Genomic DNA, 15,523 nt, shown 5'->3' with positions numbered 1-15,523 from the left:
ACGGGGTCCAAGTGTTCCAGAGGACGGCGTCGATCACCGTCGCGTGCAGGTTCCGGACGTATCGTCCCGTCACATCCACGCCGCGAGCCGGGTGCCCCCGACCCGCGGCTCGCCGGCTCCCCGCGGAAGGACGACCGCCCGACGTGAGCAGCTCCGACCCCCGACGCGGGAGCGGCGCCCAGCGCCCGCTGCCGCCGAGGCTCGACCCCCGCGCGGGGCAGGCCGGTCGCCGGCCCGCCGGCGCCGACGGGGCGCGCGCCGGGGACGGGGCTGCGCGCCGCGGCGGGCGGGCGGCCGGGGCCGGCCGGCTGGTCGCGGGCCTGCTCTCCCTGGTGCTGCTGGCCACCACCGGGTGGGGCTGGTACCTGGGCCAGGTCGCCAACGCCAGCGTCCACCGCACCGACGCCATCCCGTCGTCCGGCAACGACGGCATCGGCGGCGGCGCCGCGATGAACCTGCTGCTCGTGGGCAACGACAGCCGCGCCGGCGCGACGGAGGAGGAGCTCGCGCAGCTCAACACCGAGGACAACGGCGGCATGGCCACCGACACGATGATCCTGGTGCACGTGCCCGCCGACGGGTCGGCCGCGTCCTTCGTCTCCTTCCCCCGCGACTCCTACGTGGAGATCCCCGGCCACGGCTGGGACAAGCTCAACGCCGCGTACGCCTACGGGGTCGCCGACGCCGGTCCCGACGCGGACGAGGACGCGCAGCAGGCCTCCGGCGCGCAGCTGCTCATCCAGACGATCAGCCGGCTCAGCGGGCTGCAGATCGACCACTACGCCGAGGTGGACCTGCTCGGCTTCTTCAACCTCAGCAGCGTCATCGGCGGCGTCGAGGTGAACCTCTGCCAGGCGGTGCGCGACCCGTACTCCGGCGTCGACCTGCCGGCCGGGGTGCAGACCATCAGCGGCGAGCAGGCGCTGGCGTTCGTGCGCCAGCGCCACGGCCTGCCCCGCGGCGACTTCGACCGGATCGTCCGCCAGCAGACGTTCATCGCCGGCATGATCCGCAAGGTGCTGTCGGACAACGTGCTGTTCGACCTGGGCAAGCAGCGCGAGCTCGTGGAGGCCGCGGCCGGCTCGCTGACCATCGACCAGAACCTCGACCTGTTCGACCTGGCCGCACAGATGCAGTCGGTCACGGCCGGCAGCATCACCTTCGAGACCATCCCCTACGTCGGGGACGACCACGACGAGGACGGTCGCTACATCCTGCGCCTGCAGGACACCGACACCCTCCACGAGTTCTTCGCGAACCTCTCGGCGGACACCGGCACGGCCGCGCAGCCCACCGAGAGCGGGGCCGTGCCGACGGTCACCCCGGGCGAGGTGTCGGTGGCGGTCTACAACGGGTCCGGGATCGGCGGGCTCGCGGCCGACACCGCCGACGAGCTGACCGCCGCGGGGTTCACCGTGGTGAGCACCGGCAACGCCGACAGCGCGGAGTACACGGCGACCGAGATCCGTTACGCCATGGGCGACGACGCCCTGGCCAACACGCTGGCCGCGGCCATCCCCGGCGCCACGACCGTGCAGGCGGACGAGGCTCCGGAGGGCACGGTCGAGCTGGTGCTGGGCTCCGACTTCAACGGCGTCGGGCAGGCGGTCTCCGCACCGGAGGCGCCGCCCCCCGCCGAGGGAGACGAGGCCCGGACAGCGGCCGACACCAGCTGCATCAACTAGGGCTCGCCGGACCCGCCCCTCTTCCCCATCAGCCGAGCAGTGAGGACACCCGTGACCCGAGAGCGTGAGGCCCGCGGCGCGACGGCGAGCGGCCGCCCCCTGCCCGCGCGGCTCGACCCTCGCGCGGGTCGCCCCAGCCGCCGGCCGGCGCCGGCGTCCGGCTCCCGCTCGTCCGCGTCCCGGCCCGCGGCCCCCCGCTCCTCGGCCACCATGCCCCCGCCCCGGCCCGCCGCCGGCCTGCCGCCGGTGCCCCGGGGCCGGGCCGGCATGCCGCCGGTCCCGCCGCCGCGCGTCGCCGTGCCCGCCCGGGCCGAGCGGCGCTGGGACGAGGAGCCGGTGCGCGGTGGCCAGCTGGTCGCCGACCGCTGGGACGACGACCTCGACGAGCGCTTCGCCCGGTTCGAGCAGGACGACTGGGACGACGACTGGGACCGGGACGAGGACTGGGACGACGCCGACGCCTCGGGACCCCGCCGCGGCTTCGGCGCGGTGCTCGGGCTGACCGTCCTCGGCGCCCTGGTCCCCGGCTCGGCCTTCGTCGCCGCCGGCCGCCGCAAGCTGGGCTGGGCCCTGATCGCCCTCGTCGTCCTCGCCCTCGCCGGCGGCGCCTGGCTGGCGACCGCCGGCCGGCGGACCGCGCTGCACCTCGCCGTCGACCCGACCGCCCTGCTCTGGGTGACGTGGGGCGCCGTCGCGGTGGCGGTGGTCTGGGCGCTGGTCGTCATCGCCGGCTACCGGATGCTGGCCCCCGACACCACGACGCGCGGCCAGCACGTCGTCGGCGGGCTGCTGGTGACGGCCCTCGCGCTGGGCATCGCCGCGCCGGCGTTCGAGGTCGCCCACCTGAGCAACGTGCAGCGGAACCTGCTCGCCGGCCTGTTCGCCGACGGTGAGTCCGCGACCGTGCCCGAGGTCAGCGGGCCGAACCCGTGGGCCGACAAGCCGCGGGTCAACGTGCTCCTCCTCGGCGGCGACGGGGGCGACGGCCGCGAGGGCGTGCGCACCGACACCGTGATGGTCGCCAGCATCGACACCACCACGGGCGCCACCGACCTGTTCAGCCTGCCCCGCAACCTCGAGGAGCTGCCCTTCCCCGAGGACAGCCCGCTGCACGAGGTGTTCCCCGACGGGTTCGACGCCGGCAGCGAGAGCGAGAGCCTGCTCAACGCCGTGTACCGCAACGGCCCCGCCCTGTACCCCGACATCCTCGGGCCCACCGACAACCCGGGCGCCGACTTCCTCAAGCTCGGCGTCGGCGAGGCCCTGGGCCTGGACATCGACTACTACGTGCTGGTCAACCTCGACGGGTTCAGCCAGCTGGTCGACGCCCTCGGCGGCATCACGGTCAACGTCAACTACTGGGTGCCGATCGGCGGCGAGCCGACGAAGGGGTACCTGCCGGACGGCTACATCAGCCCCGGCCCCGATCAGCACATGAGCGGCGAGACGGCGCTCGCCTTCGCCCGCGGTCGCTTCGGTCTCACCGACTACACCCGCATGGACCGCCAGCGCTGCATGATCAACGCCATCGTGGACGCGGCCGACCCGATGACGCTCCTGTCGCGCTACCAGCAGCTGGCCGCCACCACCCAGGACATCCTCAGCACGGACATCCCCCAGGACGTGGTGGGCGCCTTCGTCGACCTGGCGCTCAAGGTCAAGGACGCGGGCATCCAGAGCGTCGTCTTCGACGACTCGGTGATCACCCCGGCCTACCCGGACTACGACGAGATCCGCGCGATCGTGTCCCAGGCGATCGGCACCGTCCCGGCCGGGAGCGCGTCGGGCGGGACCACCGCCACCGGCGGCACGACCGGCGGCACCGCTCCCCCGGCGACGGGGACCTCCGGCGGCACGTCGTCGGGCGGCACGTCCACCGGCGGCACGTCGTCCGGGAGCGGGTCGTCCGGGACGTCGGGCACCGCCCCGAGCACCGCCGTCGACGACGCGGCCGACGCCTGCGCCTACGACCCGGTGGCCGCGCAGCAGGCTCTGGACGAGGGCATGCCGCCGACCAAGAACGACCCGAACGGGGGCTGAGCCCCTCCGCCGGTCCGGCGTCAGCCCCGGGACCGGCGGCGGGCCGCGGCCCGCACCGTCCGGGCCGCGACGCCGCCGAGCACCGCCCCGGCCACGACGTCGCTGGGGTAGTGCACGCCGAGCAGGACGCGGGAAACGAGCATGCCCGCCAGCGCGGTGCCCATGAGCGGCCGGCCCAGCAGCGGCCCGTAGCCCACCGCGGCGGCGGCGGTCGAGCAGCTGTGGGCGCTGGGGAAGGACAGCCGGCTCGGCGTGGACACCAGCGCCGGGACGTCCGGCAGGATCGGCCGCTGCCGGCGCACGAGCCGCTTGAGCACCACCCCCGAGGCGTGGGCGACGAGCACCCCGGCCGCCCCGGTGGCCCACTCCTCCCGCCGCCGGCCGCGGAGCCACCCGACGGCGGCGAGGCCCAGCCACCCGGCGCCGTGCTCGCCGAACAGGGAGAGGGCGCGGGCGACCGGGACCGCGGCGCTCCCGCCGAGCCGGCGGCGGGTGCCCCGCAGCAGGGAGACGTCGACGGCGGTGAGGCGCGCGAGGGTGCTGTCCATGGCGGGCGGACCCTAGCGGGCCGGGCCGAGGGCGCCACCTGCCACCCTGGGCCCGTGCCCGCTGCCCCGGACCTGCCCAGCGCCCTGCTCGACGCCGCCGTGCGCCGGGCCGCCGCCGCCCCGGTGATCACGTCCTACGACGACGCGACGGGCGAGCGGGTGGAGCTCTCGGCCACCACGCTGGCCAACTGGGTGGCCAAGACGGCCAACCTGCTGCAGGACGAGTTCGACGTCGGCCCGGGCAGCACGGTGGCCGTGGCGCTGCCGGTGCACTGGCAGACCGCCGCCGTGCTGCTGGGCGTGTGGAGCTGCGGCGCGACCGTGCTGGACACGGCCGCCGAGGACGACGGGCGGCTGGCCGAGGCCGACGTCGTCCTCGCCGCGCAGGACCGCGTCGAGGCGGTCGCCGAGGTCGCGGGCGGCGAGCTGCTCGGGCTGTCGCTGCACCCGCTGGGCCTGGGCATGCGCGACTACGCCGGGCCGGCCCGGGACTTCGCGCTCGAGGTGCGCGCGGCCGGTGACCGGTTCGTGCCCTGGACGGCGCCGGACCCGTCGGCGCCCGGGCTGCGCGTCGGCGGGCTGGAGCTCACCCTCGGCGGCCTGGCCGGGGCCGCCCGCGAGCTCGCCGGCCGGCTCGGCCTGGCCGAGGGCGACCGGGTGCTGGTCGACGAGGCCACGGCCGCGGAGGCCGGTCCGGTCGCCTGGCTGCTCGCCCCGCTCGCCGCCGGGGCGTCGGTGGTCCTCTGCCGCCACCCCGACCCGGCCGGCCTGGCCGCCCGTGCGGCCGCCGAGCGGGTCACCGCTACGCTCGGACCCGAGATCGACGGCATCCGCGCGCTGGGCCGCCCCGCCTGACGAGGGCTCCCCGCCGCCCGAGAACGGTGGTACGTGCATGGACAAGGTGGTCGCCAGCGCCCGCGAGGCCGTGGCCGACGTCTCCGACGGCGCGACGCTCGCCGTCGGCGGTTTCGGGCTCTGCGGGGTCCCCATCAAGCTGATCGACGCGCTCCTCGCGCAGGGCGCGAGGAACCTGACGACGATCTCCAACAACTGCGGCGTCGACGACCAGGCCCTCGGCGTGCTCCTGTACGCCGGCCGGATCACCCGCACCATCAGCTCGTTCGTCGGCGGCAACAAGGAGCTCGCGCGGCTGTACCTGTCCGGCGAGCTGGAGGTGGAGCTCACCCCGCAGGGCACGCTGGCCGAGCGGCTGCGCGCCGGGGGCGCCGGCATCCCCGCGTTCTACACCCCCACCGGCGTCGGCACGATGGTCGCCGACGGCGGCATCCCGATCCGCTACGACGCCGAGGGCAACGTCGTCGAGACCAGCCGGCCCAAGGAGGTCCGCGAGTTCGACGGCCGCCAGTACGTGCTGGAGACCGCGCTGACCGCCGACTTCGGGTTGGTCCGCGCCGCGGTCGGCGACCGGCACGGCAACCTGGTCTTCCACGAGTCGGCGCGCAACTTCAACCCGCTGGCCGGGATGGCCGGGCGGGTCACCATCGCCGAGGTCGAGGAGCTCGTCGAGCCCGGCGAGATCCGCCCCGAGGACGTCCACCTGCCCGGGGTCTACGTGCAGCGCGTGGTCGTCGTCGGCCCGGAGGGCAAGAACATCGAGAAGCGCACCACCCGGCCGCGCAGCCAGGAGGCCGCGCCCGCCGGCGCCGGCGACGAGACGACGGAGGCCTGACGAGATGGCGCTGACCCGCGACGAGCTCGCCGCCCGCGTGGCCCTCGAGCTCACCGACGGCCAGTACGTGAACCTCGGCATCGGCATGCCCACCCTGGTCCCCAACTACGTGCCCGACGGCGTGCACGTCGTGCTGCACAGCGAGAACGGCATCCTCGGCGTCGGCCCGTACCCGTTCGAGGGCGAGGAGGACCCGGACTTGATCAACGCGGGCAAGGAGACGGTGACGATCCTGCCCGGGGCGAGCTTCTTCGACTCCGCGCAGTCCTTCGGCATGATCCGCGGTGGCCACCTCGACCTGGCCATCCTCGGCGCCATGCAGGTCAACGTCCGCGGCGACCTGGCCAACTGGCTCATCCCCGGCAAGATGGTCAACGGCATGGGCGGCGCGATGGACCTGGTCCAGGGCGCCAAGCGGGTGATCGTGATGATGGAGCACGTCGCCCGCGACGGCTCGCCCAAGATCGTCCAGGAGTGCACCCTGCCGCTCACCGGCAAGGGCTGCGTCGACCGGGTCGTCACCGACCTCGCCGTCGTCGACGTCACCGCCGACGGGCTGGTGCTGCGCGAGGTCGCCCCGGGCGTGACCGTCGACGAGGTCGTCGCCGCCACCGGCGCCCCGCTGACCGTCCCCGACGACGTGCCCACGATGTCGCTGCCGGTCCCCGCCGCCTGACCCCGGGCTTGCGAGGTTCGGCGGCGGCACCGCGTCCCGGGCACGGCGCGCCGGTCGCCGGCGGGGGGCGGTCGTGACCTTCTCGGTCGTCGCGCGCGACCCGGGGACCGGGGAGCTGGGGATCGCCGTCTCCTCGTGCATCCTCGCCGTCGGGCGCGCGGTGCCCGCCGCGCGGCCCGGCACCGGGGTCGTCGCCGTCCAGGCCCGCAGCCGCCGGGGCCTGGGCAGCTCCCTGCTGGCCGGCCTGGCCGAAGGCGCGGCCCCGGAGGAGCTGGTCAAGAAGGCGGCGCACTCCGCCGAGGACGCCGACCGGCAGATCGCCGTCCTCGCCGCCGACGGGCGGGTGGCGGCCGACACCGGCCGCGGCTCGTTCCCGGTCAGCGGCCACCTCCTGGGCGACGGCTGGAGCGTGCAGGGCAACATGCTCGCCTCGACCGAGGTGCTGCCGGCCATGGCGCAGGCCTTCACCGCCGCCGTCGGCGGGCTGCCCGACCGCCTGCTCGCCGCGCTGACCGCCGGCCAGGACGCCGGCGGCGACCTGCGGGGCAGGCAGTCGGCGGCGCTGCTCGTCGTCTCCGGGGAGCCCCCGGCCGACGAGGACGACGGCGTCCGCATGGACCTGCGGGTCGACGACTCCGCCGACCCCGTGGCCCAGCTGCGCATGCTGCGCAACCTCCAGCGCGCCTACGACGAGCGGGACTACGAGACCCTGGCGCTGTTCGCCCCCGAGGGCGCCCGCGACCTCTACGCGGCGCTGGCCGCCTCCCGGCGGGGCGACCGCGAGGCGGCGCGCGACGCCCTGGAGGCCATGCGGGCGCGGCCGGGCTGGTCGGCCTGGCTGGCGGCCATGGCCGGGGACTCCCGGCTGGCCGCGGTGTCCCGGCTGCTCGACCGGGCCTGAGCCGGCCCGTCAGCGGGTGAGGACGCCCAGCCCGACGGTGGCGGCCCAGAGCAGGCCCAGGACCAGCAGCACGCGGTCGCGCAGCACGATGTCCTCGGGCGCGCCGGCGTCGCCGCGGTCGACGTCGACGGCGTAGCGCAGCAGACCGAGCACGAACGGGGCGATGGAGATCGTCGACCACGGCACCCCGTCGTGCCCCTCGCGCATCTCGAAGGCCCACAGGCTGTAGGCGGTGCAGGCCACGCCGGCCGAGAGGCTCCAGACGAACCGCAGGTAGCTGGCGGAGTACCGGCCGAGCAGGCGGCGGGTGCCGGCCGCCTCGCCGAGCGCCACCACCTCGGCGTAGCGCTTGCCGGCGACCATGAACAGGGCGCCGAACGCGGCCACGAGGAGGAACCACTGGGACAGCGCGATCCCGGCGGCGGCGCCACCGGCGACCCCGCGGAGCAGGAAGCCGCTGGCCACCGCGGCCAGGTCGATGACCGGCTGGTCCTTGAGGTAGAACGAGTAGCCCAGCGAGATCGCGACGTAGGTGGCGAGGACGGCGGCCAGCTGCGGGCGGCTCACCAGGACCGCGAGCGCCAGCCCGGCCGCGAGCAGCAGCAACCCGACGGTGAGGGCCAGCGGCACGGGCACGCTGCCGGCGGCGACCGGGCGGAACCGCTTGGTGGGGTGCCGGCGGTCCTCCTCCACGTCGCGGGCGTCGTTGACCAGGTAGATGCCGCTGGACACCACGCAGAACAGCAGCGCGGCCACGACGCTGGCGGCGAGCACGTCGAGCTGGAACACCGTGCCCGACGCGAGCGGGGCCGCGAACACCAGCAGGTTCTTCACCCACTGCCGGGGGCGCAGGCTGCGCCCCAGCCCCGCGACCAGCGACCGCGGCGCCGGCTGGGGCCCGACGACGACGTTGCCGGAGAACGCCGTGCGCGCCGCCTCCGTCGTCGTCCGCCGTTCCGCGCTCACCGCCGCGTTCTCCTCCTCGACCGTCACGTGGCGCAACACTACGCACGACCGGCACCCCGGGGTCCGGTCGTGTCCCCCGATGGTGTCCCGCCGGCCGCCGGTTCACACACTGCGTGACCGTCCGGACCCGGTCACCCCTCCGGCGGTCCGGCCCAGCCCGTCCGGGAGACCCGGGGGACGTCGAGCCGGTAGCCGTCGACCGGGTACGGGACGTCGAAGCGGAAGACCTGCAGGTTGCGCAGGCCCGGCGCGCTGGGCAGCTCGACCGCCAGCTCGGTGATCCCGGAGGTCCGCCGCACCGGGGCGAACAGCCCGCCGCGGAACACCTGCCAGGTGTTGTCGTCCATGCCGTTGCCGGCCGGGTCGCGCCAGAGGACGGCGTACTCCACCGGCTCGGTGATCCCGTGCCGCACGTCGGGCTGTCGCTGGCACGGGAAGAGGAAGGCGATCTGCCACGCCAGCGCCACGGGGGCGTCGGCCGGCAGGTACTGCGCCAGGGGGACGGTGCGGGTCACCGACGGGCCGGTGAACGCCAGCCAGCCCCCCGGCCCGCCCGAGTGGTCCCCGGCCACGACCCGCACGAGGTCGGCCCCCTCGTCGCGGGCGGCCGCGACGTCGAGCGCGAAGCTGCGCCAGGCCGGCGAGTCGACGGCGTCCTGCAGCGTCTGCCGGTGCAGCACCCGCGGATCGCCGTCCCCCGCCGCGGCGGCGAACTCCACCTCGAGGGTGTTGCCCCCGGCCAGCCGGCCGGCGGCGAGCACCACGACCCGCTCGTCGTCCTCCAGCGCGGGCAGGGCCGACCACGGCGTCTCCACGGTCCCGGTCCCGTCCTCCGCACCGGGCGTGACCAGGCTCCCCCAGACGTCGCCGGACGCGGCCGGTTCCGGCGGGTCGTCGGTGCCCGACCACCCGCCGCCGTCCACGAACGCCGTCGAGGTGTCCGGCTCGGGGACGCCGGCCGCCGGGGCCAGCGGCTCGGCGGTGGCCGGGTCGAGCACGTTCACGGCCGCGGCGGCGCCGCAGTCGGCGGCCAGGGGGTCGCGCAGGGCGTCGGCCCACGGCGAGTAGCCGTCCAGGGTGCGGTAGGTGGCCAGGCCGAAGCTGCCCAGCAGGAACCCCAGCGACAGGAGCACGACCACCAGCGAGAGCACCGGCGCGGCCACCAGCCAGGGGCGCGCCCCGCGCTCGCCCCGGCGGCGCGAGCGCAGCGCGCAGGCGCCCAGCACGACCAGCGCGATGCCGACCCAGAGCGCCACGCTGCCCAGGGGCACGTCCTGCAGGTCCGGCGGCTCGAAGGCGTCGGGCTGGCCGGGCAACCAGCTGTAGGGCCAGGCGTTGGGTCCGCGCAGGCTGAGCGCCGCGACGACGACCAGGGAGCCCAGCACGAGGAACGGCACGCCCGGGCCGGCCGGGCGGCCGCCGTAGGCGCGGCGGACGACGACCACGACCGAGACCAGGAACAGGGCGAGGAACGCCGGCCCGAGCCCGGCCAGGGCGCCGAAGTGGTGGGTCCACTTGCTCGGGGTGATCCACAGCAGCAGGAACGCCGCCGCGAGCGACTGGCCGGCCAGCAGCAGCGGCGCGGGCAGGGGCGTCGAGCGCGCGCGGGCCGCCACGGCGACCACGAGGAACCAGGCGAGCGCGGCGATCGCGAGCAGCACGGCCGTGCGCTTGGCGTAGGCGCCCATCGGGCTCTGCTGCAGCAGGAAGGCGTACCGCTGGTACTCGTCGTACCAGGCGTTCTGCTCCTGGATGGACAGGAAGATCTCCTGCCCCCGCTGGAAGTCGCGCAGCGACCCGTCGGCGAACGCCGCCGCGGCGGCGAAGGAGAACGGCGCCAGCAGCAGGGCGCCCCGGCCCAGCGCGCCGACGGTCGTGGTCCCCGCCCGGACGAGGCGCACCAGCCGCGGCAGCGCGACCAGCAGCGGCGCCAGCGCGACGAAGCCGGTGGGGTGGCAGACCACCGCCAGGCCCGCGGCCCCCACGGCGAGCCCGACCGGCAGGAACCGCTCCCGCTCCAGGCCGCGCAGCACGCCGACGAGGGCGGCCACCGCCAGGACGCCCACGATCGCCTCGGGCCGGACGCCCATGCCGTACGGCAGCCACCAGGCGAGGAAGCAGGCGGCGGCCACGAGGACCACCCGCCGCCGCCCCCGCCGCGTGCCGCCCAGCGGTGCGGGCAGGGCACCGGGCCGGCTCACGTACCGGCGCACCAGCAGCCAGGTGCCCAGCCCCGCGGCGAGCGCGGGGACGCGCAGCACCACCGGGCTGTCGCCGACCTCCTGCCACCACCCCAGCACCCGGTAGAACCAGGTGAACGGCGTGAAGGACTGGTTGAGCAGCTGGTAGTAGTTCCCGACGAAGCCCTCGGCCGACGCGTTGCGCGCCATCGCCGCGTAGTAGCCGTCGTCGTCCCCCGGCGGCGCGAGGAACAGCCACAGCAGCAGGGTGCCGACGACGGCGACGTCGACGAGCAGCAGGAGCGGGTCCCCGCGGGGGCGCGGGCGCGCGCCGCCGTCGGGGCCGGGAGCCCGCCGCCGGGCCCGGTCCGCGCTCCACAGCAGGACGACCGATCCGAGGGCGGCGACCAGCAGGACGGCGACCAGCACCTTCTTCACCGGCGACGGCGTGGTGTCGAACTGGTCGTCGACCGTGAGCCGCACCGACAGGTCCTCGCCAGGGAGCGCGTCGATGCTGGTGGTCAGCACGTCCACGTCGGGCAGGACCTCGCCGTCGCCGGCCGCCCGGACCTCGCCGACGACGGCGCCGTCCCGCTCGACGGTGAGCCGGTCGGTCGAGCCGACCACGCGGTAGGCGCACTCCCCCGCCGGCGGCGCCTCGCGCAGCACCGTCCGGCCGCGGTCGGCCACGCGCAGCTGGCCGTCGCGGACGGTGACCACCAGGCCGTCGCGCGCGTCGACCGGGTGGTCGGGGACCAGCGTGGCGAGCAGGACGCCGTCGTCGGTCGCGCCGGCCGCCCGCACCGCGGCGCAGGTGAAGCGCACGTCCAGCGACAGCGGCGTCTGGTTGGTCAGCTCGAGCATGGTGGGCTCGGGCCGCTGGGGGTCCAGCGGCCAGCTCACCTCGGGGACGGCCATCTGCACCGGCGCTAGCGGCAGGGCCGCGGCGCAGACCAGCGCCACGAGGCCGAGCACCAGCGCCAGCACGGAGCGGGCCCGGTGCGGCGGGGGTGGCGCGGGCGACGCCTCGTCGGCGGGCTCGGCCCGCTGGCGGTCGACCACGTCCACCCGCGATCCTCCCTGTCTGCCGTCGATCGGTCCCGTGGCCAGTGAACAGTGGCCAGTGAACACCAGCCGTTCCGGCCGGCGCGCACGCCGGCCCCGGCGGGCGCCGCCGCACGGTCGCCGCCGGGGTGTCGCTACGGTCGGCGGGTGACCTGCCGCCGGCTCCCCCGCCCCCGACCCCGGGTGGCGGCGCGCTGAGCGCCCCCGACGCCGCGCGCGCCCGCCCCGCCGACCGCCGGGCACGCCTGGTCTCGTCGCTGAGCTGGGTGGCGCTGTGCCTCGTGCTGTCGGGGCTGCTCGTCTACGTCTACCTGGCGGTGATCGCCCGGGCGCTGCCCACCGCGGAGTACGGCTGGTTCGGGGCGTACTGGTCGCTGGTGCTGGTCGTCGGCTTCGGCGCGTTCCTGCCGGTGGAGCTGGAGCTGACCAGGCTGGTGCACCTCCGCCCGGCCGGCGCCCCCCTGCCGCCGGGCACCGCGTCGGCGGTCGGCGGCATGACCGTGCTGAGCCTGGCCACCGTCCTCGCCGGCTGGCCGCTGCTGTCCCCGGCGCTGGGCGGCCGCACCGGGCTGCTGGCCGCGCTGGTCGGCGTGTGCCTCGTCTCGTCCGCCCAGTTCGTCCTGCGCGGGCTGCTGCTGGGCCGCGGCCGGGTGGGCGCCCACGGCGGTGTCCTGCTGCTCGACTCGGCCCTGCGGGTGGTCGGGGCGGTCCTGGTGGCGGTGCTGGTGGCGACGCCGACCGCCTCGGACTTCGGCTGGACCCTGGTGGCGGCCATCGCGCTGGCCCACCTGCCGCTGCTGGTGGTGCTGCTGGTCCGGGCGCGGCGGCACCGCGCACCGGTCGTCGAGACGCCGGGGACGCGGCTGCGGCTGCGCGCCGTCGGCCACCTGCTCCTCGCGTCGCTGGCCGCCCAGGCCCTGCTCAACGCCGCTCCGGTGCTCGTCACCCACGCGGCCGACCCCGACGAGGCGACGGTGGCGGCGGCCTTCGTGGCCAGCTTCACGCTCGTCCGGCTGCCCCTGTTCGTCGCCGTCCCCCTGCAGAGCACCCTGCTCCCCGCCCTCACCGAGGTGCGGGCGTCGACGGGCCGCGGCGCCCAGCGGCGCATCACCCTGCGCGTCGCCGCGCTGGTGGCCGCGGCCGCCGCGGTCGCCGCGCTGGTCGCCGCGCTCGCCGGCGGGCCGCTGGTGAGCCTGCTCTTCGGCGCCCGGTACGCCCTGCCCGGCGGCGACCTCGCGGTGCTGGCGGCCGGGAGCGTGCTCTACATCGGCGTGCTGCTGGTGACCCAGGCCCTGGTGGCGTCGGCCCGCCACCGGGACAGCGCGGTGACCTGGATCGTCGCGCTGATCTCGTCGGCCGTCGTGTTCGCCGTCGTGCCCGACCTCGCCGCCCGTGCCGCGCTGGCCTTCGCCGTCGGCTCCGGCGTGGGGCTCCTGGCGGGCACGGCCGCGCTGCTCGTGCAGCGGGGGAACCCCGCCGCGGTGGGCAGCGCCGTCCCCACCGGAGGTGCCCGATGAGCGACCGGCTCGACGTGCTGATCGCCCTGGACTACTACGCCCCCTACGTCAGCGGCCTGACCAACGTCGCGCGCGACGTCGCGGAGGGGCTGGCGGCGCGGGGCCACCGCGTCCGCGTCGTCACCAGCCGCCACGACCGGTCGCTGCCCGAGCGGGAGGTGCTCCGCGGGGTGGAGGTGGACCGGGCGCCGGTGCTGCTGCGGGCCGGGAAGGGTGTCGTCAGCCCGGCACTGGTGCGGCGGCTCGTCGCCGCGTCGCGCACCGCGTCGGTGACCAACCTGCACCTGCCGATGCCCGAGGCGGGGCTGCTCGCCCTGCGCTCCCGCTCGCCGCTGGTGACGACGTACCACTGCGACGTGAGCCTGCCGCCGGGCGCGGTGAACCGGGCGCAGACGGTCGCGGTGGACACCTCCAGCCGGCTCACCCTCCGCCGGTCCCGGCGGGTGGTGGTCACCAGCGACGACTACGCCCGGCACAGCCGGCTGTGGCCGGCCATGGAGGGGCGCACCGCGGTGATCCCCCCGCCGTGCCACGAGCGGCCCGCGGGCACGCCGCGGTTCCGCGACGGGGCCGGGCTGCACGTCGGCTTCCTCGGCCGGATCGTCGAGGAGAAGGGCCTGCAGTACCTGGTGCGGGCGTTCCGCGAGGCGGCCGCCCCCGACGCCCGGCTGCTGATCGCCGGCGACTTCGCCGACGTCGCCGGCGGGTCGGTGGTCGCCGAGGTGCGCCGGCTGGTCGAGGACGACCCGCGGGTCCGCCTGCTCGGCTTCCTGCCCGACGAGGACCTCGCCGACTTCTACGCCTCGCTCGACGTGTTCGCGCTGCCCTCGGTCAACGCCTTCGAGGCCTTCGGCATCGTCCAGGTCGAGGCGATGATGGCCGGGGTGCCCGCGCTGGCCAGCGACCTCCCGGGCGTCCGCACCCCGGTGCGGGAGACCGGGTTCGGCGTCGTCGTCCCCCCGCGCGACGTGCGGGGGATCGCCGACGGCCTGCGGCGGCTGGCCGCCGCCCCGCCCGACCGGGCCGCCGGGAGCCGGCGGGCCCGCGAGCGCTACGCGCCGGCCACCGTGCTCGACGCCTACGAGGAGGCGTTCGCCCAGGTCAGCGCAGCAGCGAGCGGGCGATGACCATGCGCTGGATCTGGTTGGTGCCCTCGTAGATCTGGGTGATCTTGGCGTCGCGCATCATGCGCTCGACCGGGAAGTCCTGGGTGTAGCCGGCGCCGCCGAACAGCTGCACGGCGTCGGTGGTCACCTGCATCGCGACGTCGGAGGCGAAGGCCTTGGCCGAGGCCGACACCCGGGTGACGTCGGGGCGGCCGGCCTCACCGGCGGCGGCGGCGACGTAGACCAGGTGCCGGGCGGCCTCGATCTTCATCTCCATGTCGGCGAGCATGAACTGCACGCCCTGGAAGCTCGCGATGTTCTGGCCGAACTGCCTGCGCTCCTTGACGTAGGCCACCGCGGCGTCGAGCGCGCCCTGGGCGATGCCCACGGCCTGCGCGCCGATGGTCGGCCGGGTGAAGTCCAGCGTGCGCAGCGCGGTCTTGAAGCCGGTCCCCTCGGCCCCGATGATCCGGTCGGCCGGGATGGTGCAGTCGGTGAGGTAGAGCTCGCAGGTGGGCGAGCCCTTGATGCCCATCTTGCGTTCCTTGGGGCCGACGGCGAAGCCCGGGTCGTCCTTGTGGACGGCGAACGCGGAGATGCCGTTGGCACCCTTCTCCGGGTCGGTGACCGCCATGACCGTGTACCAGGAGGAGACGCCGGAGTTGGTGATCCAGGCCTTGGTGCCGTTGAGCACCCAGGAGTCGCCGTCGCGGCGGGCGCGGGTCTTCATGCCGGCGGCGTCGGAGCCGGCCTCGCGCTCGGACAGCCCGTAGCTGATCATCGCCTCGCCGGCGGCGACCGGCCGCAGCACCTCCTGCTTCAGCCGCTCGTCGGCCGACAGGATGATCGGCATCGAGCCGAGCTTGTTCACGGCGGGGATCAGCGAGGCGGAGGCGTCGACCCGGGCGACCTCCTCGATGACGATGCAGGTCGCGATCGCGTCGGCGCCCTCACCCCCGTACTCCTCGGGGACGTGGGTGGCGTGGAAGCCGGCCGCGGTGAGCGCCTTCTGCGCCTCGATCGGGTACCGGGAGTTCGCGTCGACGTCGGCGGCGTGCGGCGCGATCTCCCGCTCGGCGATGTCGCGGACCGCCTCCCGGATCGCCTCGTGCTCCTCGGTCAGCGCGTACAACCCGGTGCTACTCACGA

12 protein-coding genes are annotated in these 15,523 nt (G+C 76.0%); 8 read left to right on the top strand and 4 right to left on the bottom strand.

Translation table 11 applies throughout. From position 1 onward, the window contains the following. Nucleotides 1–143 precede the first annotated feature (143 nt). A complete protein-coding gene (locus tag ACI78S_RS17870; RefSeq protein WP_456975763.1) occupies nucleotides 144–1,685 on the top strand; it encodes an LCP family protein in 1,542 nt (513 codons plus the stop codon). A 210-nt stretch (nucleotides 1,686–1,895) separates the two neighbouring features. After that, the gene (locus ACI78S_RS17865; protein WP_456975761.1) at nucleotides 1,896–3,725 is read left to right on the top strand and encodes an LCP family protein; all 1,830 of its coding nucleotides are present in this window, start codon (nucleotides 1,896–1,898) and stop codon (nucleotides 3,723–3,725) included. 20 nt (nucleotides 3,726–3,745) lie between these two features. On the opposite strand, the gene ACI78S_RS17860 is transcribed toward ACI78S_RS17865, so the two are convergent. Then, the gene (locus ACI78S_RS17860; protein WP_456975759.1) at nucleotides 3,746–4,273 is read right to left on the bottom strand and encodes a phosphatase PAP2 family protein; all 528 of its coding nucleotides are present in this window, start codon (nucleotides 4,271–4,273) and stop codon (nucleotides 3,746–3,748) included. Nucleotides 4,274–4,327: 54 nt separating this feature from the next. Here ACI78S_RS17860 and ACI78S_RS17855 point away from each other — a divergent pair, with 54 nt between their 5' ends. The 4 genes from ACI78S_RS17855 (at nucleotide 4,328) to ACI78S_RS17840 (ending at nucleotide 7,540) form a co-directional block, all read left to right on the top strand. Continuing rightward, complete coding sequence (locus ACI78S_RS17855) at nucleotides 4,328–5,128, top strand: TIGR03089 family protein (protein ID WP_456975757.1); 801 nt, start codon at nucleotides 4,328–4,330, stop codon at nucleotides 5,126–5,128. 37 nt (nucleotides 5,129–5,165) lie between these two features. Further along, entirely contained in the window at nucleotides 5,166–5,963 is a 798-nt protein-coding gene (locus tag ACI78S_RS17850; protein WP_456975755.1) for a CoA transferase subunit A, read from the top strand. A 4-nt stretch (nucleotides 5,964–5,967) separates the two neighbouring features. Further along, nucleotides 5,968–6,639, top strand: coding sequence for a CoA transferase subunit B (locus ACI78S_RS17845; protein ID WP_456975753.1), 672 nt, complete (start codon nucleotides 5,968–5,970; stop codon nucleotides 6,637–6,639). A 73-nt stretch (nucleotides 6,640–6,712) separates the two neighbouring features. Next, complete coding sequence (locus ACI78S_RS17840) at nucleotides 6,713–7,540, top strand: DUF1028 domain-containing protein (protein WP_456975751.1); 828 nt, start codon at nucleotides 6,713–6,715, stop codon at nucleotides 7,538–7,540. Between the two features lie 9 nt (nucleotides 7,541–7,549). On the opposite strand, the gene ACI78S_RS17835 is transcribed toward ACI78S_RS17840, so the two are convergent. Together ACI78S_RS17835 and ACI78S_RS17830 are read right to left on the bottom strand one after the other, a co-directional pair. Beyond that, the gene (locus tag ACI78S_RS17835; RefSeq protein WP_456975749.1) at nucleotides 7,550–8,533 is read right to left on the bottom strand and encodes a decaprenyl-phosphate phosphoribosyltransferase; all 984 of its coding nucleotides are present in this window, start codon (nucleotides 8,531–8,533) and stop codon (nucleotides 7,550–7,552) included. 104 nt (nucleotides 8,534–8,637) lie between these two features. Then, entirely contained in the window at nucleotides 8,638–11,754 is a 3,117-nt protein-coding gene (locus tag ACI78S_RS17830; RefSeq protein WP_456975747.1) for an arabinosyltransferase domain-containing protein, read from the bottom strand. A 125-nt stretch (nucleotides 11,755–11,879) separates the two neighbouring features. Between ACI78S_RS17830 and ACI78S_RS17825 the strand changes: the two genes are divergently transcribed. Both ACI78S_RS17825 and ACI78S_RS17820 read left to right on the top strand, forming a co-directional pair. Next, complete coding sequence (locus tag ACI78S_RS17825) at nucleotides 11,880–13,268, top strand: hypothetical protein (protein ID WP_456975745.1); 1,389 nt, start codon at nucleotides 11,880–11,882, stop codon at nucleotides 13,266–13,268. Further along, nucleotides 13,265–14,395, top strand: a complete 1,131-nt coding sequence (locus tag ACI78S_RS17820) for a glycosyltransferase family 4 protein (RefSeq protein WP_456975743.1) — start codon at nucleotides 13,265–13,267, stop codon at nucleotides 14,393–14,395. Before ACI78S_RS17825 ends, ACI78S_RS17820 begins: the two co-directional genes overlap by 4 nt. Here ACI78S_RS17820 and ACI78S_RS17815 read toward each other — a convergent pair. Beyond that, nucleotides 14,370–15,521 carry an acyl-CoA dehydrogenase family protein gene (locus ACI78S_RS17815; RefSeq protein ID WP_456975741.1) on the bottom strand — a complete coding sequence of 384 codons (1,152 nt, stop codon included), beginning with the start codon at nucleotides 15,519–15,521 and terminating at the stop codon, nucleotides 14,370–14,372. The two genes, ACI78S_RS17820 and ACI78S_RS17815, sit on opposite strands and share 26 nt — an antisense overlap. Between the last annotated feature and the right edge of the window lie 2 nt (nucleotides 15,522–15,523).

The organism is Geodermatophilus sp. SYSU D00815 (genome assembly GCF_054050035.1).
This window is presented reverse-complemented; position numbering and strand designations above follow the sequence as displayed.

Bases quoted from the DNA above. Each gene is read 5' to 3' on its own strand.
- ACI78S_RS17865 (WP_456975761.1), top strand. From the start codon at position 1,896: ATGCCCCCGCCCCGGCCCGCCGCCGGCCTGCCGCCGGTGCCCCGGGGC.
- ACI78S_RS17860 (WP_456975759.1), bottom strand. From the start codon at position 4,273: ATGGACAGCACCCTCGCGCGCCTCACCGCCGTCGACGTCTCCCTGCTG.
- ACI78S_RS17850 (WP_456975755.1), top strand. From the start codon at position 5,166: ATGGACAAGGTGGTCGCCAGCGCCCGCGAGGCCGTGGCCGACGTCTCC.
- ACI78S_RS17845 (WP_456975753.1), top strand. From the start codon at position 5,968: ATGGCGCTGACCCGCGACGAGCTCGCCGCCCGCGTGGCCCTCGAGCTC.
- ACI78S_RS17820 (WP_456975743.1), top strand. From the start codon at position 13,265: ATGAGCGACCGGCTCGACGTGCTGATCGCCCTGGACTACTACGCCCCC.